The organism is Streptomyces sp. STR69 (assembly GCF_024519455.1).
Taxonomy (GTDB): domain Bacteria; phylum Actinomycetota; class Actinomycetes; order Streptomycetales; family Streptomycetaceae; genus Streptomyces.
The window spans coordinates 178671-200306 of the sequence record NZ_JALJRY010000020.1 but is presented as its reverse complement, the minus strand read 5'-3'; the positions used below and the strand labels follow the sequence as shown (position 1 = coordinate 200306).

General features: G+C 68.5%; 16 protein-coding genes. 11 read left to right on the top strand and 5 right to left on the bottom strand.

Going from position 1 to position 21636, the window contains the following annotated elements; translation table 11 throughout:
* Positions 1-14: 14 nt before the first annotated feature.
* The gene (locus OC490_RS33065) at positions 15-1472 is read left to right on the top strand and encodes an arabinofuranosidase catalytic domain-containing protein (RefSeq protein ID WP_262061701.1); all 1458 of its coding nucleotides are present in this window, start codon (positions 15-17) and stop codon (positions 1470-1472) included.
* Positions 1473-1691: 219 nt separating this feature from the next.
* Positions 1692-4310, top strand: a complete 2619-nt coding sequence (locus tag OC490_RS33060; protein ID WP_262061700.1) for a LamG-like jellyroll fold domain-containing protein — start codon at positions 1692-1694, stop codon at positions 4308-4310.
* A gap of 81 nt (positions 4311-4391) precedes the next feature.
* Here OC490_RS33060 and OC490_RS33055 read toward each other — a convergent pair whose 3' ends face one another.
* Both OC490_RS33055 and OC490_RS33050 read right to left on the bottom strand, forming a co-directional pair.
* On the bottom strand, positions 4392-4730 hold the full coding sequence (locus tag OC490_RS33055) for a thioredoxin family protein (RefSeq protein WP_262061699.1): 339 nt from the start codon (positions 4728-4730) through the stop codon (positions 4392-4394).
* A 320-nt stretch (positions 4731-5050) separates the two neighbouring features.
* The gene (locus OC490_RS33050) at positions 5051-6190 is read right to left on the bottom strand and encodes a helix-turn-helix domain-containing protein (protein WP_262061698.1); all 1140 of its coding nucleotides are present in this window, start codon (positions 6188-6190) and stop codon (positions 5051-5053) included.
* An 87-nt stretch (positions 6191-6277) separates the two neighbouring features.
* On the opposite strand from OC490_RS33050, the gene OC490_RS33045 reads away from it, so the two are divergent.
* The 4 genes from OC490_RS33045 (at position 6278) to OC490_RS49430 (ending at position 9719) form a co-directional block, all read left to right on the top strand.
* Positions 6278-7333 carry a ferredoxin reductase gene (locus OC490_RS33045; RefSeq protein ID WP_262061697.1) on the top strand — a complete coding sequence of 352 codons (1056 nt, stop codon included), beginning with the start codon at positions 6278-6280 and terminating at the stop codon, positions 7331-7333.
* A 7-nt stretch (positions 7334-7340) separates the two neighbouring features.
* Positions 7341-8459, top strand: coding sequence for a fatty acid desaturase family protein (locus OC490_RS33040; protein WP_262061696.1), 1119 nt, complete (start codon positions 7341-7343; stop codon positions 8457-8459).
* A gap of 290 nt (positions 8460-8749) precedes the next feature.
* Positions 8750-9016 carry an IS3 family transposase gene (locus tag OC490_RS33035; protein WP_410099203.1) on the top strand — a complete coding sequence of 89 codons (267 nt, stop codon included), beginning with the start codon at positions 8750-8752 and terminating at the stop codon, positions 9014-9016.
* Positions 9017-9560: 544 nt separating this feature from the next.
* Positions 9561-9719, top strand: coding sequence for a hypothetical protein (locus OC490_RS49430; RefSeq protein WP_315986719.1), 159 nt, complete (start codon positions 9561-9563; stop codon positions 9717-9719).
* On the opposite strand, the gene OC490_RS33025 is transcribed toward OC490_RS49430, so the two are convergent.
* Entirely contained in the window at positions 9695-9880 is a 186-nt protein-coding gene (locus tag OC490_RS33025) for a hypothetical protein (RefSeq protein ID WP_262061695.1), read from the bottom strand. The two genes, OC490_RS49430 and OC490_RS33025, sit on opposite strands and share 25 nt — an antisense overlap.
* A 135-nt stretch (positions 9881-10015) precedes the next feature.
* On the opposite strand from OC490_RS33025, the gene OC490_RS33020 reads away from it, so the two are divergent.
* The 5 genes from OC490_RS33020 to OC490_RS33000 all read left to right on the top strand — a co-directional run bounded on the left by OC490_RS33020 (position 10016) and on the right by OC490_RS33000 (position 17941).
* Positions 10016-11404: a hypothetical protein gene (locus OC490_RS33020; RefSeq protein ID WP_262061694.1), complete on the top strand. Its 1389-nt coding sequence runs from the start codon at positions 10016-10018 to the stop codon at positions 11402-11404.
* A 700-nt stretch (positions 11405-12104) separates the two neighbouring features.
* Complete coding sequence (locus OC490_RS33015) at positions 12105-12542, top strand: hypothetical protein (protein WP_262061693.1); 438 nt, start codon at positions 12105-12107, stop codon at positions 12540-12542.
* Between the two features lie 75 nt (positions 12543-12617).
* Positions 12618-14219 carry a multicopper oxidase family protein gene (locus OC490_RS33010; RefSeq protein ID WP_262061692.1) on the top strand — a complete coding sequence of 534 codons (1602 nt, stop codon included), beginning with the start codon at positions 12618-12620 and terminating at the stop codon, positions 14217-14219.
* A 691-nt stretch (positions 14220-14910) separates the two neighbouring features.
* Complete coding sequence (locus OC490_RS33005) at positions 14911-16707, top strand: RecQ family ATP-dependent DNA helicase (RefSeq protein ID WP_262061691.1); 1797 nt, start codon at positions 14911-14913, stop codon at positions 16705-16707.
* A 757-nt stretch (positions 16708-17464) separates the two neighbouring features.
* On the top strand, positions 17465-17941 hold the full coding sequence (locus tag OC490_RS33000; RefSeq protein WP_262061690.1) for a hypothetical protein: 477 nt from the start codon (positions 17465-17467) through the stop codon (positions 17939-17941).
* 323 nt (positions 17942-18264) lie between these two features.
* On the opposite strand, the gene OC490_RS32995 is transcribed toward OC490_RS33000, so the two are convergent.
* Entirely contained in the window at positions 18265-20934 is a 2670-nt protein-coding gene (locus tag OC490_RS32995; protein ID WP_262061689.1) for a lectin, read from the bottom strand.
* A complete protein-coding gene (locus OC490_RS32990; RefSeq protein WP_262061688.1) occupies positions 20927-21550 on the bottom strand; it encodes a hypothetical protein in 624 nt (207 codons plus the stop codon). Before OC490_RS32990 ends, OC490_RS32995 begins: the two co-directional genes overlap by 8 nt.
* Between the last annotated feature and the right edge of the window lie 86 nt (positions 21551-21636).

Sequence of the window (21636 nt, the reverse complement as noted above, 5' to 3'; positions counted from 1 at the left end):
GGCTCCGGCTGAGGGTGGTCGGCGCGGTCCTCGCACTTGTCGCCGGCATCCTGGTCGGGGCCATCGGCACCGCGGGCACCGCCCAGGCCGCCTCGTCCCTGCCGTGTGACATCTACGCCTCCGCCGGCACCCCCTGCGCCGCGGCGCACAGCACCACGCGAGCCCTCTACGCCTCCTACGCCGGCGCTCTCTACCAGGTCAAGCGTGCCTCGGACTCCACCACCACCGACATCGGCGTCCTGAGCACCGGCGGCTACGCCAACGCCGCGGCACAGGACTCCTTCTGCTCCGGCACGACCTGCGTCATCACGAAGATCTACGACCAGAGCTCGCACCACAACGATCTCACCATCGAGGGCCCGGGCGGCAACGGTGGCCAGGACGTCGGCGCAATCGCCAACGCCCTGCCCGTCACGGTCGGCGGCCACGCGGCGTACGGCGTCTTCGTCTCCGCGGGTGTCGGTTACCGCGACAACAGCACCACGGGCATCGCCACCGGCAGCTCCCCCGAGGGCGCGTACATGGTGACCAGCGGCCACCACGTGAACAACCGGTGCTGCTTCGACTACGGCAACGCCGAGACGTCGGGCGACGACACCGGCAACGGCCACATGGACGCGATCAACTTCGGTACGGAGTGCTGGTTCACGTGCACCGGCTCCGGCCCCTGGGTCGAGGCGGACCTGGAGAACGGACTGTTCTTCGGGGCTAACGGCGCCTACTCGGGCAACACCGGCATCTCCAGCGAGTACGTCACCGCCATGGAGAAGAACAACGGCACCTCGGCCTATGCGATCAAGGGCGGCAACGCCCAGTCGGGTTCGCTGAGCACCTTCTACAACGGGGCCCTGCCCACCACCAGCGGATACAACCCGATGCACAAGGAAGGTGCCATCGTCCTCGGCACCGGTGGTGACAACAGCAACGGGTCCGACGGCTCCTTCTTCGAAGGCGTCATGACCTCCGGCTACCCGACCGACGCCACCGACAACGCCGTGCAGGCCAACGTCACGTCCGTCGCCTACACCACGCCTACCGCGAGCTTCCCCGTCACCGGCACCGCCTACCGCCTGACCAACACCAATTCCGGCAAGGTCCTGGACGCGGTGAACTGCGGTACGGCCAACGGCACTTCGGTCGACCTCTGGTCCTCGCTCGGCAACACCTGCCAACAGTGGAAGTTCACCGGCGCGGGCAACGGCCACTACACGATCACCAACGTCAACAGTGGCACGGTCCTGGACGACAAGAACTGCGGGCAGAGCAACGGCACGGCCGTCCAGTTGTGGGCCTCGCTCGGCAACACCTGCCAGCAGTGGGACGTCACCAAGGTCGGCAGCCACTACACCATCTCCAACGTCAACACCGGCATGACGCTGGACGTCACGAACTGCGGAACGGCCAACGGCACCGTGGTGCGCCAGTGGCAGCAGCTCGACAACACCTGCCAGCAGTGGGACATCGCCTCCTGACCGGAGCACCGACCCGCCGATGGTCCCCCGCCCTCCCCTACGGCGGACCATCGGCCCGTCCCGGCCGTCGATCCCAAGACGCGCACGCACCACCCGCCCCCACTCGCTCGGAACCCACCGCTGAGAGGCACTCACCACTCCTCCCCCGTTCGGCTTCTCCCCTCACCGCGCCCCATACGCAGCTGTCCGACCGATCCGCCTCGCAAAGGAACCCCCCGCATGCCCGCAGAAACCGGACTGCCCCGCAGAACCGTCCTCACAGCCCTCGGCGCCGCGTCCCTGGCCGGAACCTTCGCCGCCGCCGCGCCGGCACAGGCCGCCGGACGTTCCGACACCTCGGCGGACGCCACCGCCTCGGACCTGCCCGCCGCAGCCGCGCACTGGACCTTCGACGAGGGCTCCGGATCCTCCGCCGCCGACTCGTCCGGCAACGCTCACACCGCCACTCTCCAGGGCGCGGCCGCCTGGGACACCGGCAAGATCGGCGCCCACAGCCTGAGCCTCACCGCGGGCGGCAACGCCTCGGCCACCGGGCCCGCCCTCGACACCTCAGAGGCGTTCTCGGTGGCCGCCTGGGTGAACCTCAGTCAACTGGGCGGCTACCAGACCGCCGTCAGTATCGACGGCCAGGTCGTCAGCGCCTTCTACCTCGGACTGCGCGACGACACCGGCACCTTCGCCTTCGCCCGGCTCGCCTCGGACGCCACACAGGGTGCCGCCGTCGCGGCAGCCGCCTCCGCGCCCACCACCGGCACCTGGACCCACCTGGTCGGAGTCAGCGACCCGTCGGCCGGTGTCACCCGCCTCTACGTCAACGGCGTGCTGGAGGGGGAGAGCGACTACACCGCTGGCTGGGCAGGCACCGGCGACACCGCCATCGGCCGCGCCCTCTACGGCGGCGGGCACGTCGACCAGTGGCACGGTCTGATCGACGACGTGTGGATGTTCCCGACCGTCCTCACCTCAGACCAGGTCGCGACGCTGGCCGGGGTTCCGGTGGAGTCCACGACACCGTTGCTGAGCGTGGACGTCGCCAACCCGGTGCACGCCGTGTCCCCCATCCTTCCCGGCCTGATGTTCGAGGACATCAACCACTCCGGCGAAGGCGGCATCTACGCCGAACTGGTACAGAACCGCACGATGATGGCCAGCGACACCTCGGCCGTCCACTGGTCCGCCGTCGGCGGGACAACCCTCGCGCTGGACACCACCACTCCCCTCAACGGCGCCCTCAACCGCTCCCTCAAGGTCGCACTGCCGAGCGGTACCGGGGCCGGCAACCGGGCCGGAGTGGCCAACGACGGATTCTGGGGCATCCCCGTGCGCCCCCGAACCACCTACACCGCGAGGCTGTTCGCCAAGGCGTCGCACCGGATCGGCCCCCTCACCGTGTCCATCGAGTCGGCGGACGGCTCGACGGTGTACGCCTCCGCACGACTGCACCACGTCGGCACCGACTTCCCGGACCGCCCCTTCGAACTCACCCTGCGCACCGGCCCACGCACTCCTGTGGTCGGCGACGCGAGACTGACCGTGACCACCGACGACCCGTCCGCCTCGGGCGGGACGCTCTGGCTCCAGTACGTCTCCCTCTTCCCGCCCACCTACAACAACCGCCCCAACGGGCTGCGCATCGACCTGATGGAGAAACTGGTCGCCCTGAAGCCCGAGTTCCTGCGTTTCCCCGGCGGCAACTTCCTTGAGGGCAACACCATCGCAACACGCTTCAACTGGAAGAACACCATCGGTCCGGCCTGGGAACGCCCCGGCCACATGGACGACGCCTGGGGCTACTGGTCCACGGACGGGCTCGGACTCCTCGAATACCTGCACTGGGTCGAGGACATGCACGCCCAGCCGGTCCTCGCCGTCTTCGCCGGCTACACGCTGAAGGGCGAGCACGTCACCGGCGACGCCCTCACGCCGTACGTCCAGGACGCCCTCGACGAGATCGAGTACGTCACCGGCCCCGTCACCAGCACCTGGGGCGCGAAGCGCGCGGCCGACGGCCACCCGGAGCCGTTCCCGCTGGAGTTCGTGGAGATCGGCAACGAGGACTGGTTCGACTCCTCCGGGTCGTACAACGAGCGGTTCGCGGCCTTCCACGACGCGATCAAGGCGAAGTACCCGCACCTGAAGCTGATCGCCACGGCGACGGTGACGAGCCGCACGCCCGACCTGATCGACGAGCACTACTACCTCGCGCCGTCCGCCGCCCAGGCCGCCACCCACAAGTACGACAACCGGGACCGCGCCTCGACCAAGGTCTTTGTCGGGGAGTGGGCCGCGCAGGAGGGGCGCCCCACGCCCGACCTCAACGCCGCGCTGGGCGACGCCGCATGGCTGGCCGGGCTGATCCGTAACTCCGACCAGGTCCTCATGGAGTGCTACGCCCCGCTCTTCTCCCACGTCAAGAACAACGTCTGGGCGACCAACCTGATCGCCTACGACAACCTCACCAGCTATGTGTCACCCAGCTACTGGGCGCAGCAGATGCTGACGAGCAGGCTGGGCAGAACGGTAGTGCCGGCCACTACGCGTGCGTTGCCCGTCATCGCCACGGTCGCCACCCGTGCTGGGAACCGTCTCTACCTGGCGGTCGTCAACTCCGGAACGGAGAAGGTGAACGTACCGGTCGAACTGAAGGGCCTGACGAAGGGCGTGAAGAAGAGCGCCACCGCCACGGTCCTGACCGGACCCTCGCGCACCGCCACCAACACACTGACCGAACCCACCGCGCTGGTCCCCAGAACCAGCACCGTCACCGGCGCGGCAGCAGCCTTCACCAGCACCCTGCCGCCGCTCTCCGTCACGGTCCTGGAACTCGTCCTGACCTGACATCCGTCCACCCACCCCGCGACTCGCCCTGCCCGTCTGCCCATCCCGGGCGGGCGGGGCACCATGTGCCGCAGCGGCCGCTCAGAGGTGGCCGTCCAAAAACTTCCGTACCTCGGTGACGGTCATGAGCCCCGTGCCGTGCGCCACCGCCTCTCCCTCCATCAGCAGGACGTAGGACGGGGCTCCGGTGATCCCGTATCGCTCGGTCGCAGCCGGACAACGCGTGATGTCGACGCGGACAGCCGTCAGGCGGCCCGTGTAGTCGTCGGCGATGTCACCCACGACGAGGTCCATCACCCGGCAGGGTTCGATTGCCTTGGGCCATGTCCCGGTGAAGTACGCGAGGACCGGAACTCCGCTCACCCCGAGGATGAAATCGAACTCCGCGTCCTCACGGGGTCGGTGGACCCGCTTCGCCATGGAAGCTCCTGACCTCACGTTCCGTCATTCCATCCCCATCATCCCTCACGCGATGTGTGCCAGGCCCGCCCCTGGTGCCCCGGCCTGGCCGCCCCGCCGGTCACCCGGCTACAGCCCGCAGCGCGCCCGTGGGTCAGCTCGTGCCAGGACAGCGCCCCCGACGGGCTTCCCGAGGCCTTGTCCGGTCCTCACGTCAACCCCCGGTCCCCGCCGGCCAATACCGCTCTTCCCCATGCCGCATGAGCCAGCTGATGTCACCGAGAACGAAGCACGATCACTGAACCGCTCGCAGACGCAGTCATGGACGGCCGAAGAACGCGTCAGCTGACCCGAAGACCGACCGCCAGCGTCAGCTCAAGGACCCGGTGCGGCGATGCGAGATCCGGAAACAGCTCCCGCAGCTGCGACAGCCGGTACCGGACCGTCTGGGGATGGACGAACAACGCCGCCGCCACCTCGTCCCGCCTGCCCTGGTGCAGCAGCCACTCCCGCAGCGTCTCCTCCAGCCGCCGTGCGGTCGCGACAGGCAAGGTCCGCAACGGTGCGAGGGCTCGGGCACGCAGATCTGCGAACGCGTCGACGTCGGCGCTCAGCACCAGCTCGGGCAGATGGTCCTCGGTGTCGCGAATATCGGAGGAGAGGGAGCGCGCGCGTGCGGCCCGTGCGTACGAGGCGGACGCACGAGTCCATGGCCGGGCCGGGCCGACCACGGCGGTGCGGTCGGTCAGCTGCCGCAAAAGATGTGATCGGTCCGCATCGGGCACCAGCAGCACACCAGTGGCATCCGGCAGATCATCGAGGACGAGGGCGCCCGGGTCGAGCGCGCGGTAGGCAGGCCGGGCCTGGGCGGCGGGCAGCAGGACCGCGGTCAGCGAAACCGGAGGCTGCCACCCGGCCCGTTGAGCAGAGGCCAGCAGCACGTCCGGGCTCGCGCCGGCGAGGAGGTCGCGGGCCAGGTGCTCCAGATGGCGCTCGTGGTCCCTGCCCCGGGCGGCCAGTTCGTCGGCGTGGCCCGCGGCGCTCGCGGCGGAGAGCTCGTCGATGTAGGCGAAGGTGAGCTCGGCGAACTTGGCGACCTCGGCGGCGGGCAGACCTGCGGGTACGGCACCCGCTGCCAGGCATCGCCAGGCCACGCGGGCGCCGACGCGGTAGGCGCTGAGCAGGGCGTCCATCGAACGGCCGTCGCGCACCTCGCCGCGGCCCAGCTCGTAGGCGGCGTCACCGGCGTCGCCGCCTGTGGCGTTCCCACTCGCGAGATCCAGGTAGTGCCCCAGGGCGGTGCGGACGGCTCGGCGGATGGTGACGCCCATGTGGCCCGACAGGGCGTTGGCGTAGGGAGGGACCTCGTCGATGATCGCCTGGACGACCTCGTCGGCGGTGGTCTTCAGCGCGGCCCGAAGTGCGGTGACCGTCGTCTCATCCAGGGCCAGTTCACTGACCCTCCGGATTGCATGGCTCACGTTTCTATTCCCTGCGAACAATTCAGCCAGCCAGATTCACGTCCTGCGGTCAGGACTTTACGCCTTGAGGCGCAGCAAGCTGGATTCATGACGAGTACAGCCCTTCGCAGCAGGGCGTGGAAACTGCTGGAGATGGTCACGACGCCACTGCTGCCGTCGGACTACCTCGACCTGGTCAGCCCGCTGCGCTCGGGCGCTGACCTGCGGGGCCGCATCGAGGCCGTGCACCCCGAGACGGGTGACGCCGCGACCATCGTGATCAGGCCGGGACGGGGCTGGCGCGGCCACACAGCGGGTCAGTACGTGCGGATCGGGGTCGACGTCGACGGAGTGCGCCTGTGGCGCGCCTACTCCCTCACCTCGCCGACCCACCGCCAGGACGGCCGCGTCACGATCACCGTGAAGGCGCTCCCGGACGGCAAGGTCAGCAACCACCTTGTCCGCAGGGCGAAACCGGGCACGCTGATCCAGCTCGACCAGGCGACCGGTGACTTCGTGCTGCCGCAGGCCAAGCCCGCCAAGGTGCTCTACCTGACGGCCGGCAGCGGCATCACGCCCGTGATGGGCATGCTGCGCGACACCGAGTTCGACGACGTCGTCATGGTCCACTGCGCGCCACGGCCGCACGACGTGATCTTCCGCGACGAACTGCACGACCTGGTCGCGGACAAGAAGCTGCGGCTCACCGAGGTGCACACCGACACGGACGGCAAGCTCGACATCGCCCGTCTCGACGAACTCGTGCCCGACTGGGCCGAGCGCGAGACCTGGGCCTGCGGGCCCGCGGGCCTGCTCGACGCCGCCGAAGAGCACTGGACGGAGCACGGCGTACAAGAGCGCCTGCACACCGAACGCTTCCGCCCCGGCATCGTCGTCGCCGGCGAAGGCGGCGAGGTCACGTTCAGCGCCACCGGCATGACCGTCGACGCGGACGGCGCCACGCCATTGCTGGACATCGGCGAGGAGGCCGGCGTGCTCATGCCCTCCGGGTGCCGCATGGGCATCTGCTTCGGCTGCGTCACACCGCTCAAGGCGGGCGCCGTCCGCGACCTGCGCACCGGCGAGATCACCGAGGCCGAGCCGGGCGTCCTCATCCAGACCTGCGTGTCCGCCGCGGCGGGCCCCTGCGACATCGAACGGTAGGAGCACCTTGACCGCCACCGACCCCACCGCCCACCTGACCCCGGAGCAGATCGAGGAGCTCGGCCGCGAGCTGGACGCGATCCGCGACGAGGTGATCGCCGGCCGCGGCGAGAAGGACGCCGCCTACATCCGCAAGGTCATCTCGGCGCAGCGCAAGCTCGAACTGGCCAGCAGGGGCGTGCTGCTGTTCTCGCTCTTCCCGCCCGCGTGGCTGGTCGGCACCGCCGGTCTGTCCGTGGCGAAGATCATGGACAACATGGAGATCGGCCACAACATCCTGCACGGCCAGTGGGACTGGATGCGGGACCCGAAGATCCACTCCACCACCTGGGAGTGGGATCACGTCTCGCCGTCCGAGCAGTGGAAGCACTCGCACAACGAGCTGCACCACACCTACACCAACGTGATCGGCAAGGACAACGACCTCGGCTACGGCATCATGCGCGTCGACGAGGACCAGAGGTGGCACCCGTTCCACCTCGGCCAGCCGCTGTGGAACTTCATCAACGCCTGCTTCTTCGAGTACGGCATCGCAGCGTACGACCTGGAGCTCGGCAAGAACCTGCAAAAGCACCGCCGCAACAACCCGGAGTTCCACGCGCGGGCCAAGGCCGTGGGCCGCAAGATCCGCAAGCAGGTGCTCAAGGACTACGTGATCCACCCGCTGTTGTCGGGCCCGTCCTTCCTCCCCACGCTCGCCGCCACGTTCACGGCGAACCTGGTCCGCAACATCTGGACCCACTCGGTGATCATGTGCGGGCACTTCCCCGAGGGCGTGCAAGTCTTCGAGCGCCGGTCGATCAAGGGCGAGACGCGCGGCCAGTGGTATCTGCGCCAGATGATGGGCTCGGCGAACATCAGCGGCAGCAAGGCCATGCACTTCATGACCGGCAACCTCTCGCACCAGATCGAACACCACCTGTTCCCGGACCTGCCGAGCAACCGGTACGCCGAGGTCGCGGTGAAGGTGCGCGCGCTGTTCGAGAAGTACGAGCTGGAGTACGTCACCGGACCGCTGCCCAAGCAGGTGTTCTCCGCGTGGCACAAGGTCTTCCGACTCTCACTGCCGAACAAGAAGCCCATGGCCAAGACGCCGGACCGCGAGCAGGAGCTCGTCGCGGCCTGATTCCCGGTGTTGGTTCAGATCTTTCGGCCGTCCCGGCGGCACCGCCGGGTTCGGTGAGATCCGTTGCGGACGGTGGACGACCGCGACGGCAGACCATACGACACGAGATCCGGGCAGCCCGGTGTCCGGCTGCGCTGCCCGGACGTGCGCCAGGAGCGCAACACACAGCCCCCAGCGAGGTGTTGTAGTGCGCTGACCTGCCGATCTGCCGTGTGCTCGCCGGCCACGGACCGAAGATCGCAACCAGCTCCTACTACGCCGCCAGGAACCGTGCACCCAGCGCCCGAGCGATGCGCGACGCCGACCTGAAAGCCCGGATCAACCGCGTCCATGCCGACAGCTACGGCGCCTACAGGGTCCGCGAAGTCTGGCGGCAACTGCACCGTGAGGGCATCGAACCAGCCCGCTGCACGGTCGCCCGCCCTGATGCACGATCTGGGCCTGGAGGGCGCCCGACGCGGAACGAAGATCCGCACCACCATGCGGGACGACGGCCAGGAGAGGGCCGGTGGTGGCTCCGTAGGTGGGTTCGGGAGCCGGATATCACTGAGTTCTGACGCCACATGCGATCTCCGAACGGACGGATTTTCGGTCGGTTCGGGCACCACAGACGAGCATCCACGCTGCGCACGGGGTGGTTTCAGCTCTCGTCGACATCGTTCCGCGCCGGCGATAGTGGAGTCAGAACAGACCTACCGATGGATTCGGTTGTCGCCTACAAGGCCAGAGCCTCCCAGGGCGGGACCGTTGCACCTGTCCTGTCTCACTCAATCGAGTCGTTTTCTACGAACCGAGTCGTTTGGGTTTCTGTCTCAGCGAACCCAGTCGCGCGGTCGAGAGCGCTGGGGGTGCTGGATGGCTGTACCGGCCGGGGCGGAGCCGGCGGAGCCGTGCGTCGAGTTGTCGTACGTGGACGCGGTGCATGGGCGTCGTCGGTGTCCTCGGAGGGACTGTGTGGCGAGCCGGTTCGAGGGGGTCGCTCCGGTCCGTACGTTCCTCTGGTCACGCGGTGAACGGCACTTCCCGGGCTGATACTGGGCGGCGACAACAGGGCGACACGTCGGCTTCGAGTCGTGGCTGGAGCGGGACCGCCTGCCGCTGATGGACTTCGATCCGAGCGTGGTGGGGATCGGCTCGCAGCCGTTCTGGTTCCACTGGTATGACGGCGAGCGCGAGCGTCGGCACGCCCCGGACTCCTCCCGCACCCTCCCGGCGGTCCGCGACTGGTTCGACGCCTACAACGCGGTAGCCAGCACATGAGCACCCCGGGAGACGACTTGGCCACCCACGACGCCACCACCGTACTGCGCCGCTACGGGCCCGGAGACGTCCCGGCCCTGCTGGACACCCTGGTCGAGGTGTGGGCCGACGCTCACGCCGACCACCGCGGCGTCGCCGAAGCCGGCCTCCCCCCACCTCATCGACCTGACGGAAGCACTGCGCCGGACCCTGGAAGACAGCAAGGCCACCGGTCGGCGCCGAGCCCCTGACTACCCCCGCGCTCTGCTCGGCTCGGCCAATTGTCCCTTGCCGGACGATGTGGAAACATCCGTCCCATGCGATCGGAACACACGGCACGGGACCAGAACTCCGGCGCCGCACTCAGGTCGCAGGTGGCACTGCTGGAGGAACAGTCGCTCAGCCTGTTCCAGCAGGGCCGCACGGCCGAGGCCGTGCCGCTGCAGGAACGGGCCGTCGAGCTTGTCCACGCCGTCATCGACGCCCAGGCCGGGGCCACCCTCGACGACCTGGTGATGCTGGGCTCCCTGCAGTACGGGCTGGGTTCGAGCCTGCGCGCGGCGAACCGCCCTGACGACGCACTGGCCGCGCTCGACGCCGCCGAGAAGGCATACGGCGACGTGCTCGACACCGGCAGACGGGACATGGCGCAGCGGATCACGGATGTGCGGGTGCGCCGCGCCAGAACGTTCCAGGAGCTGGGCCGGGTGACCGACTCGATCCTCGAAATGGACGGTGTGGTCCGGGCGGCAGTGCTGGCGGGACCGGACGGCAATGCGTTCGAGTTCGAGTTGGGCCTCAGCCGGCTGCTGTACACCAACGCCCTGGTGCTGGGCCAGTACGGCGACCCGGATCTGATCCTGAGCTCGGCGGACACCGTGGTGCGGCTGATCACCTCGAACGGCCTGAAGATCAACACACTCGACGGCGACAGCGCTTATTACATCGATGTGCTGCGCAGCGCCGCCACGATCGCCATGCGCGAGCACGCCGGGCAGGGACGCGCCGAGATAGCCGCGCAGGCCGGGCAGATCGCCGTCGACACCTGGGTCGAGGTCGATCGGTCGGAGTTCCCGACGCTGATCCGCGAGGCGATCAAGTCGCCGGCGATGTACCGCATCTCGATCGTCCGGGCCGCGGCGTACCACGGCAAGCTCACCGAGGCGCTCGGGCAGCCGGAACTCTCGCAGCTCTATCGCGACTTCGCGCGCAGCGTGGACGCCGACGTGGCCAGCCGGGCCGAGCAGAACTGGCTTGGGATCGGGCTCGGGCGGATGACCATGGGCACGGCACTGCACCAGGCGCGCAAGCTGCTCGGCGTCGGGCAGGTGCCGGACGAGGTCCTGCTGCTCGGCGGTCCGGACAACGCACGGAGCAGGTTCACCACCAACCAGCGCTGCCCGCGGTCACAGTGGGCCACTTCGGCCAAGGAACTGGCCCGGATCGTGGCAGCACTGGAGCGGCATCCGCAGCTGGTGGCCGCGCTCGGGCTGGAGGCGCACCTCCTGTACGCGTCCTCACTGGCCGTCGCCGAGGACGTCAGGGCCTGGCACGTGGCCAACTCAGGCCACTGGAACTACCTGCTCCGGGGCCTTGTCAAGGCGTTCGAGCAGGCAGGCGACCAGCTCATGTGCCAGGAGCTGGAGCGCTGGATGGACGTCACCTGCGAGGTCGTCGACCCCTTCCACGGCCCCCACGGCCACTGAGCCCGAAACCCCGAACTCCCGACGCATCCCTACGACGCCCAGGTGCTGCACAGATCCTTCCGGACCCGCCTACGCCCCCGCCTACCGGCGGATGCGGACGGACCCCCGCGCAGGCGGTCAACCTGCTCCGCATCGAACGGCTCCCCGACCACCTATCACGCACAAACGCCTGACCGGTTCTCACGGCCTTCGTAAGTGAGCGACCCGAGTCAACACCTTCCCCCGGGCACACATCAGCTGGCTCCAACTACCCGGTCGGCTCACCCAATCCAGTCCACGCAGGTCAGCGGCACATGGACGACTAACTTCGTTGAGACAGGACAGCACCTTTCGACAGTCGCCAACGCGGTGGCCGAGTCCGTGGCTCTTCAGTCCCTGCTCGACCAGGGACTGAAGAGCCTGGAAGTGTTCAACAGCCGATCCGCCAGCAGCACGAAGGAGCCATCGCCAGCCGGGCAGATGGACGTGCTTGAACGGCATGAACGGTACGTGCCTGCACCGTGGACCGCGTGGGCACGAAGCGCGGTGTTCCCCTCCTCGACCGGGAGCTGCCCGCAAATTGGCTCACCGCCACGCCCGGACATCGTGACCGCATGGCCGTACCCGATCGGCAGGCCGCGCCCGGACCGGATCCCGCCCGTGGCTCTACAGCGCCGAAACACACATCGCGGGTACCCCCTGGGGGTAAGATGTCGATCCGGTGATCACGGTACGAGTGGAGCGGATGATGACGCGGTCGGCTCGCGGCGGCAGCAGTGCCGTCCGCTGGGCGTACGGGGTTTTCCTCGCCCTCTGCCTCGCGCTGGCCGTGCTCGTCCACCATGAGATGCCCGCGATGGATCTCTTGTGCGTGCCGGACTCGGCCCAGGCCGCTCACGTGACGCCCCGGTCTCCGGGCGACGGAGCATCGGCGGTCTCCGACGTTTCCGTGCACAATGCCGCGGCCGACGTCTGTTCCAGGCCGGGCATGCAGCACTGCACCACGGCGAGTGTCGACTCCGTGCAGCTCGCCGTCCCCGACCGGACAACGTTCGACCCGCTGGTGAACCTGCGGCAGGCCGCAGCGGGACGCGCTCCCGCAGTCGCGGTCGGCCGCGCCCCTCCCGACCTGCTCGTCCTCTCTCAGCTGCGCAGATAGGCCGCGCCGGACGGCGCGCGATGTGCCGTCCTTCCGCGCTCGTCGGCAGTTTCGAGTCAGAGGACACCACTCCATATGAACAGCATCAACCGCCGCTCCGTCCTGCTCGGCGGCCTCGCAGTCGCCGGAACCGGCGTGCTGGCCGCCTGCAGCGACGGCTCCGGCAGCAGCTCATCCGGCAGTGCACTGGTCAGCCCGAACGGTTCGGCGGTTTCCGCCGCCGAGAAGAAGCGGACCAGCACCGGCCGACAGCACAAGCTCACCCTCACTGCGGCACCCGCGATGATCGACCTCGGCGGCGGTGTCATGCCCAGGACCTGGGCCTTCGACGGCCGCACCCCGGGCAGGGAGGTCAGGCTGTCCGTCGGCGACAGCCTGGTGGCCGAGCTGTCCAACCAGCTTCCGCACAAGACGAGCACGTCGATCCACTGGCACGGCATTGCCCTGCGCAACGACATGGACGGAGTGCCGCCCGCCACGCAGACCGCGGTCCGGGCCGGTTCCACCTTCACCTACCGGTTCATCGCCGACGCCCCGGGCACGTACTTCTTCCACCCTCACGTCGGCGTCCAGCTCGACCGAGGCCTGCACGCCCCGCTGATCGTCGAGGATCCCAAGGAGCCCCTGTCGTACGACAGCGAGTGGGTCGTCCTGATCGACGACTGGGTCGACGGCGTCACCGGCACCCCCGACGACGTCTTCACCGAACTCAAGCTGGGCATGGCCGACATGGGCGGCATGGACATGAGCGACACAGGGGGCATGGAGGGCATGGACATGGGCGATTCCGGCTCCCCGTCCGCGTCGACCTCCGCCTCCTCCAACGGCATGGCCAAGAAGAAGTTCAGGCTCATGGGTGCCGCCAGCAAGCTGCTCGGCGGCGACGCCGGCGACGTGGAGTACCCTCACCACCTGGTCAACGGCCGCGTGGCCACCGATCCTGACGTCCACACCGGCAAACCCGGCGAGCGCGTACGACTGCGCATCATCAATGCCGGCTCGGACACCGCCTACCGGGTCGCCCTCGGCGACCACAAACTGACGATCACCCACACCGACGGTTTCCCCGTCCAGCACCAGGACGTGGACGCCCTGTTGGTCGGCATGGGCGAGCGGTACGACGTCCTCGTCACCCTCGGAGACGGTGTCTTTCCGCTTGTCGCCCTGGCCGAGGGCAAGAACGCAAACGGTCTGGCCCTGCTGCGCACCGGCTCGGGCAGCATGCCGAAGGCGACCGTCCGTCCGAAGGAGCTCGACGGCATGATCATGACGGCGTCCCAGCTGCGCGCCGCCGACGACGTGCGACTGGAGTCGGCGAAGACCGACGTCACCCACCAGATCAAACTGACCGGCAACATGATGAAGTACAACTGGGCCATCAACGGCACACCGTTCGACATGAAGAACCCCGAGGCACACCCGATCGTCGTCGAGGAGGGTCGGCGGGTACGGCTCGACTTCGTCAACACGACGCAGATGTGGCATCCGATGCACCTGCACGGCCACACCTACCAGCTCGGCACCTCCGGCCCGCGCAAGGACACCGCGATCGTGCTGCCCGGGAAGACGGTGTCCGCCCTCTTCGATGCCGACAACCCCGGCCAGTGGATGCTGCACTGCCACAACGCCTACCACGGCGAGGCCGGGATGATGGCCAACTTGGCCTATCGGGCCTGACCCCTCGTCCGCGCGCCCCGACGGGCTCGTCGCCTGAGGACTGGCCGATGAGACCCGGAGCCACCACCACTCCGCCTGGAACAGAAGTTCCAGGCGGAGTACGTGCCCGCCATCGACCGTGATACCGGACGAGACGGTGCCGCCCGGGAGCCCGGCCCGGAACCCATGGACGCGCTTGATCGCCGCCCCCCGACGCGAATACCAACCCGTACGGGGAACCCCAGTCCCACATCAAGGACACCCACCACGCGGCCCGGAATCCCGAAGCCGCCCGCGAAGCCGGGCCCCTGTCCCTGGCGCTCTTCGAGGAACTTGCTCACCCGGATGCCGCGGCGCTGAGAGCCAGGCTCCACCATCATCTCGACCCGGATCCGTCAGACACGGTGCTGCCTGCACGTGGCTGACAACCCATCACCTCTTGTCACCCCAGAGGTTGTTCATCATTCCATCTGGTCAGGAGCATTCCTTCGAGCCCAGCGGGCTGACGATGCCTCAGGGGGCAGTACCGGGAAGCCGTTTCGGAGAAGCAACGCGCACGGATCCACATCGCATCCACGGTCGGACCGCGGGCGCTGCGGGCATACCGCGGTGATCTTGACGAGGTCTACCGAATCGCGCGAGGCGATATTCCGGCGAACCGGGGTAGCCGCCAGACACCCATCGGTTGGACGCTCACGCTTCAAGGAGAACGATGCTCACACTCACGTCCCGACGTCTGCGCGGCACCGCGCGTCGGGTCTTCGGCTGGCAGCAGTTGCGTCCGGCCCAACTGACTGCGATGAAGGCCGTGATGAAGGGACGTGACGTACTTGCCGTCATGCCGACCGGCGCGGGCAAGTCCGCCGTGTACCAGGTGCCTGCGGTCCTGCTCGGCGGTCCGGTCGTGGTCGTCTCGCCGCTGATCGCGCTTCAGCGGGACCAGATGCAAAGCCTGCTCGGATCCGGCGCGCTGCGCACCGCCGCCATCAACTCCGCGCAGCGCCTGAGCGACAACGAGACGGCATGGGCCCGCATCAGTTCCTCCTCGGTCGACGTGGTCTTCCTCGCTCCTGAGCAGCTCGCCAAACCGGACGTCACAAACCGGCTCGCCGCCGTGCGACCCCGGCTGCTGGTGGTGGACGAAGCACACTGCGTGTCGTCCTGGGGACACGATTTCCGGCCGGACTACCTGCGACTGCGGCACGCGCGGGAGCGGCTCGGCAATCCGCCGGTGCTCGCCCTGACCGCGAACGCGGCGGCCCCGGTACGACGCGACATCGCCGAACGTCTCGGCATGAACGATCCGGTGGAGATAGTGGCCGGCTTCGACCGTCCCAACATCCACCTGGACGTGTCTGCCTTCCAGGACGCAGCCGCCAAGGAGCGGTTCGTCGTGGAGCGGGCGGCCGTCGAGGAGAAGCCAGGGATCCTGTACGCGGGGACGCGGAAGGCAGCGGACAGCTACGCGGAGCAGCTGCACAGCCTCGGGCTGTCCGCTGCCAGCTACCACGCGGGCCTATCCCCCACCGAACGCCGCCGAACCCAGGACCGGTTCAGCTCCGGTGAACTCGACGTGGTTGTGGCGACCTCGGCGTTCGGGATGGGCATCGACAAGGCGAACGTACGGTTCGTGCTGCACGCGTCCGTCCCCGGCTCTCTCGACGCCTACTACCAGGAGATCGGCCGGGCCGGCCGCGACGGCGCACCGGCCAGGGCGATCCTCGCCTACCGCCCGCAGGACCTGGGTCTGCAACGCTTCTTCGCCTCCGGCGCTCCCGACGCCGACGCACTACGCCGCGTCGCCGAACGCCTGCGCGGAGACACTGGCGCCGTGAGCGCAACCGGGCTCCGAGCCGACTGCGAACTCGGTGCGACGGCACTGTCCGCCGTGCTGAACCTGCTGGAGGAGGCCGGCGCGGTCCGTACCGGACGGGACGGCAGCCGCTTCACCGGCGCACTCGGCGCCTCCGCGGATGACGACGTCGACGCCGCTGTGCAGAGCGCGCTCGCCGTCCACGCCACGCACCTCAAGCTCGAACAGTCCCGGGTCGACATGATGCGCGGGTACGCCGAGACGACCGACTGCCGACGGCGGTTCCTCCTTGGATACTTCGGCGACTCCGTCCGCGTCCCGTGCGCGGCATGCGACAACTGCAAGGGGGCGGTGGTCAAGCCTGTGACCGGGCTGAGGCGTGGGCGGTCCGGGGACGCCGGGCATCCGAACAAGGCCGCCGCACGGCGGCGCCGGTGGCCCCGGGCCGGTGCACGCGCGGACGCCTCCGCGGGTGCCGTCCGGGCGGCGGAGACAGCCGCACGCCCCACCGTGGGCGAGCACGCCTACCTGCCGGGCGTCCGCGTGCACCATGACCAGTGGGGCCAGGGCGAGGTCATGAGCGAGGGCGACGGCAAGATCACCATCTTGTTCGAGTCGGTCGGCTATCGCACCCTGTCGCTGGCCGTGGTGACGGACAAGCAGTTGCTCATCGCGCTGCCCGACTCACCGCGCTGACGCTGGATCCGTCCATTCCGAGGCCTTGTAATCGCCTCGGCAGGACCGGAAGGAGTCACCTCAGCCAGCCGCTGGGCCGACTTCAACCTGGTCGAGCGGATGATCTTCCATCGGGTCACCTAGTACAACGAAGAACGTCTGCGCTCCGCCCTCGGATATTTATACGCTCGCCGAATGGAACGCGACTTCCGGCGATGCCAGTAACGCACCGCACAGCGGAGCGGGCACAAGAGCACAGGCGGTAGATCGGCGCCGACCAGTGCAACAGGCGTTCCCCACGAGAAGTACGTCGGCACGATCCTCATCCCGCGTCCGCGCAGATGAAGATCGCGGTCCGTCCGGTAATCCACTTCGAGGACCCGGGTGTCATGGGCGGGCAGCTGCGCCGACGCCCCGCTCGGTGCAGGTGTCGTCAGGACCTCAGGCGGTCCGCGTCGCGGGGCAGGTCCACATGCACGATGCCGGCCCGCGGCGACGTCACGCGGGTAGTTGCACGGGATTCGCGCTCGTCGCGCACCCTCCTCTTGCCCACCTCTGGCGCACAGGGCAACCCACGTCACTGATCGGATCTGCAGCCCCTCGTACACAGTCGGCCAAATTTCAACTGTGCCGTGCAGTATTACTGGCGTATCAATGGGGATCGAAAGTTCTGACGGACCGTCACATTCGATCCCCCGCAGTGTGCCCGCACCCACCCGGCCCGGGGTCGCCATCCCACACATGGCACTCCCACCAACGGGAAGGGACCACGATCCCCATGAACCGCTTAGCCACCGGTGCGGCACTCACAGCTGGTGTCATTGCCGCCACGACGCTGGCCTTCGCGCCCTCCGCGTCCGCCGCCGTCACCCCAAGCTCCGCCACCATTACCGCCTCCTGCGGAATCTTCGGCGGCGGCACAGCCACGTTGACCGCGACTCAGGTCAGCAGTACCTCAGCCACCATCACCCTCAGCTCCACCGCCATCACCACGCCGCTCGCCCTGTCGGCGAACTCCATCAGCTCCACCCTCACGATGACCAACTCCACCGGCGCCAACCGGGTGTTCAGCGGGACCGTAAACCCGGCCATACCCGCCAACGGTGCGGTCAAAGTCGGCCCGCTTCCCGGCACCGTGGCCGTCGGCGACAGTCTGGACTTCTTCCAGGGCTCGCTGAAGATGGTGATCTTCGGCATCTCCGTCACCTGTACATCGAGCGCCGCACAGTCGCCCGGGCCCTTCGTCTTCAGCTGAGCCTGCCGTGAGTGAGTGACTCATTCCCGATGCCGCAGGAACCGACTCATCTGACAATCTGTCATGTTCCTGCGGCATCACCACCGGCTTCCAGGAGCTGTTGCAACCGCTCCTGCGGATGACGACGAGGATGTCCGCGTCGCACGTCGCCCCGTGCCCACGCTGGTGCTCGGGCGTGAGCGTCTTGTCGACCAGCGATGTCACCGGACCGTCCTGGCACCCTCGTCGACGACTTCCTGACCAGGGAAGGGTGCGGGGCGTACGCCTCCTTCCTTCACGCCACGTTGCTCGGCACTTCGAAGTCTGTGCTTCTTCAACGTTCGTCACGCGGACGTGGGAGGCGTCCAACGCTGGCCGGTGCTGCCCGTACAGGTGGCGATGGTCAACTGGGTCCTGTTCGTGGCGCCGTTGCTCGCATCGGTCAGGCACAGTCCGGAGACCGGGTTGACGATCTCGCCGGACGAGTTCGCCTTCCACTGCTCGGCCTGGGTGCCGTTGCAGGTGTGCAGCTGGACCTTCGTACCGGAGATGGTGGCACCGTCCGTCACGTCCATGCACTCGTTGAGCACCTGGAGGGTGTCGTCCGGGGCGACCTTCCAGGTCTGCGCGGTGGTGCCGTTGCAGTTGTAGATCTGGATGGCGGTGCCGTTCGAGGTGCCCGAACCCGCGTCGTCGACGCACTTGCCGGTGGCGGTCTCGATGAGCGGCCCGCTGGGCTGGGCCACTCCGGTGCCCGCGGTGCCGTCGTAGGACGGCGGTGCGGCCGAACTGGCCGCGGCCCACGAGGTGTTGGCGGACGAGGAGAGGACGAAGTCCAGCTCCGCCGAGCCGCCGATGTACGAGGCCGGCACGTACGCCTTGTTCCAGGAGCTGCCGTTGAGGCTCAGCGACTGGACGTAGGGCGAACCGTCAGCCGCCGCTGGGGCGTTGACCGTGAGCGTGTGTCCGCCTGCCGTGACGACCGCGGAGGTGAACATCGGGCTGCCGATGGCCAGGTCGGCGGTGCCCGGGATCTCCGGGTAGAGGCCGAGGGCCGACCATACGTACCAGGCGCTCATCTCGCCGAGGTCGTCGTTGCCGGGCAGACCGCCTGCGGTGTTGGTCCACAGCTGGTCCTGGACCGCCCGCACGGTGGACTGCGTCTTGTACGGCTCGCCCACCCAGTCGTACTCCCAGGGCAGCCCGATACTCGGCTCGTTGCCCATGTTGGACTGGGTGCCGATGACGCTGCCCAGGCCCTGGAAGCCGCCGAGCACGCTGTCCAGGTACGACGCCAGGGACGAGGGGCCGCCCTCCAGGGACGCCAGCTTGGCGAGGTTGAAGGGGATCATCGGCGTGTAGGTGAAGGCGTCGCCCTCGGCGAAGTCGTTGCTCGACGTGCCGGTGATCAGCTTGGCGTTGAAGCCGTCCATCCAGCGGCCGTTGGAGTGCCGGGGCTGGATGTAGCCGGAGGACGAGTTGTAGATGTTCTCCCAGTCCTGCGCCCGGTCCTGGAACCTCTTCTGCGTCGCGGTGTCACCGAGGGCGCCCGCGAACACCGACAGCGCGAAGTCGTCCGTGTCGTACTCGAGTTGGGTCGAGGTGGTGGCGTACTCGTGGCAGCAGCCGTAGAGCGAGTTGGTGGGCAGGTAGCCGAAGGAGTCCAGGTATGTGACGCCGGGGGTGACGTCGGTGTCGGTCGTCTGTTCCTTGACCATGGCGGACAGGGCCGTCGACGTGTCGAAGCCGCGGGCGCCGAAGGCGTAGTAGCCGGCGAGCAGCGGTACGGCGGAGTCGCCCACCATGATGTGCGTCTCGCCGGTCTCCATGCCCCACTTGGTGAGCGTGCCGCCCTGCTGGTAGTCGTCGACGACCGACTGCGCCATGTCCGACGCGGCCGACGGGTCGAGCAGCGCGGTGAGTTGGGCCTGCGAGCGGTAGGTGTCCCAGGTGGAGAAGTCGGCGTACTTCGCCGAGTGCCCGCTGCCCACCGTGTGCACCGCTCCGTCGAAGCCGCGGTAGGAGCCGTCGGCGTCGCTGATGACGGCGGGGAAGAGCGAGGCGTGGTAGAGCGCGGTATAGAAGACGTCCTGCTGGTCGGACGTTCCGCCGGTGACGGCGATCTTCGACAGCTCGGCGCTCCACGCCGAGGAGGCCGCCGACTTGACGGCCGCGAAGGTCTTCCCGGTCACTTCGGTGTCCCGGTTGGCCGAGGCCTCCGTCACCGAGGTGTAGGAGATGCCGACCCGGGCCTCCACTGTTCTGCTGCTCGTGGTGTCGAAGGTCAGGTACTCGCCGCCGGTGAAGGCGCCGCTGGCGGTGAAGGTGTGGTCGAAGGTGATCGCGTAGTGGAGCGTGATCGGGGTGGTGTCCTCGCAGAAACCGGTGCTGGTGATCGACCCTGTCACGGTGTTTCCGCCGCTCAGGACGAGCGTGGAGGAGGTGTACGGCGTCTGCGTGTCCTGGACCTTGAGGAGCAGGCTCGCCTGGGTGGAGGACGGGAAGGTGAACTGGCCGATGCCGGCGTGCGTGCTGGTGGTCAGCGCGACGCTGGTGCCGTTGCCCAGGCTGACGGCGTAGGAGCCGGGCGAGACGGTCTCGTCGGAGTGCGAGAACGACTCCGTCGTGGACGCCGGGCCCGAGCCGAGCGAGCCGACCACGGGCAGCATCGGCAGGTCCCCGGCCGCATCGCAGCCGACGCCGGAGACATGGGTGAGGCTGAAGCCCGAGACGGCCGAGTCGGAGTAGTTGTAGCCGCCGCCCTTCGGACGTGACGTGGTGTCGGGAGACCACTGGAGCATGCCGTGCGGCACGTCGGCGCCGGGGAAGGTGTTCCCGGCGCTGAAGTCGCCGTTGCCACCGGTGCCGATGTAGGGGTTGACTCGTGACACGAGATCGGTCCCGGCTGCCGCCCGTGCCGTACCGGCCAGGTGGCCGGACACGGCGAGCGCCAGCGTCACGGCCCCGACGGCCAGGACACGCAGGAGCGCGCGAGGGCGCAGGACGTCAGCCACGGGTGAGCACCTCGCCGAGCACACCGTCGGTCGGGGCGGTGATCCAGTCGCTGGAGATGTACGAGGCTCCGTCCGCGGCGAGTTGGGCGACCCGCGCCCGGGCTTCGGCCGGCGACGGGGCGGAGGAACTGAGCGCGGGCGGGACGTCGTAGGCATCCGTGACGACCGTCAGACAGTGGTTGGTGCCGTACCACTCGGTGTCGCCGTCACCGACCCAGCCGGCCGCGTCCGCGTCGAACACCACGAACCGGGGGCGCGGCGCGGTGTCGCTGTAGCGGGTGCGCGGGTCGGCGTCCTCGGCGCCGAGGACGCCGGGGAAGACCGCCGCCCGGCTGATGCTCCCCGCGGCGGCGAGGTCCTTGAGGTGCTGGGCGTAAACGACGTCCGACCACGAGGGGGCTGGGCCGACCGCCTGCTCGAAGGTGCCGGGGATGATCTCGTTGGCCATGTAGGTGTAAGTGGACTTGTCGTCGTACGTGTTGTGGATGCCGGTCCCGGACACGCCCGCCAGTGTCCGCCCATTGACGTCGTCGGCGTGCGCGGCGGGCAACGCCACCGCACCGAGCAGGAGGTCCGAGACGGACAGGAGCGCAGCCTTCAGTCTCCGATAGATCATGCCCATGCCAGGTCCTTTCGTGCACTGCCCGGTGGTCGCGCAGAGCTTAGAGGGGGCAGATGTCCACCCGCTACGCCCGGGTAACA

Excerpts from the sequence above, each read along its gene's own strand:
- OC490_RS33060 (WP_262061700.1), top strand. The coding sequence starts at position 1,692 with ATGCCCGCAGAAACCGGACTGCCCCGCAGAACCGTCCTCACAGCCCTC.
- OC490_RS33055 (WP_262061699.1), bottom strand. The coding sequence starts at position 4,730 with ATGGCGAAGCGGGTCCACCGACCCCGTGAGGACGCGGAGTTCGATTTC.
- OC490_RS33045 (WP_262061697.1), top strand. The coding sequence starts at position 6,278 with ATGACGAGTACAGCCCTTCGCAGCAGGGCGTGGAAACTGCTGGAGATG.
- OC490_RS33035 (WP_410099203.1), top strand. The coding sequence starts at position 8,750 with ATGCGCGACGCCGACCTGAAAGCCCGGATCAACCGCGTCCATGCCGAC.
- OC490_RS49430 (WP_315986719.1), top strand. The coding sequence starts at position 9,561 with ATGGACTTCGATCCGAGCGTGGTGGGGATCGGCTCGCAGCCGTTCTGG.
- OC490_RS33025 (WP_262061695.1), bottom strand. The coding sequence starts at position 9,880 with ATGAGGTGGGGGGAGGCCGGCTTCGGCGACGCCGCGGTGGTCGGCGTG.
- OC490_RS33020 (WP_262061694.1), top strand. The coding sequence starts at position 10,016 with ATGCGATCGGAACACACGGCACGGGACCAGAACTCCGGCGCCGCACTC.
- OC490_RS33010 (WP_262061692.1), top strand. The coding sequence starts at position 12,618 with ATGAACAGCATCAACCGCCGCTCCGTCCTGCTCGGCGGCCTCGCAGTC.
- OC490_RS33005 (WP_262061691.1), top strand. The coding sequence starts at position 14,911 with ATGCTCACACTCACGTCCCGACGTCTGCGCGGCACCGCGCGTCGGGTC.
- OC490_RS33000 (WP_262061690.1), top strand. The coding sequence starts at position 17,465 with ATGAACCGCTTAGCCACCGGTGCGGCACTCACAGCTGGTGTCATTGCC.
- OC490_RS32990 (WP_262061688.1), bottom strand. The coding sequence starts at position 21,550 with ATGATCTATCGGAGACTGAAGGCTGCGCTCCTGTCCGTCTCGGACCTC.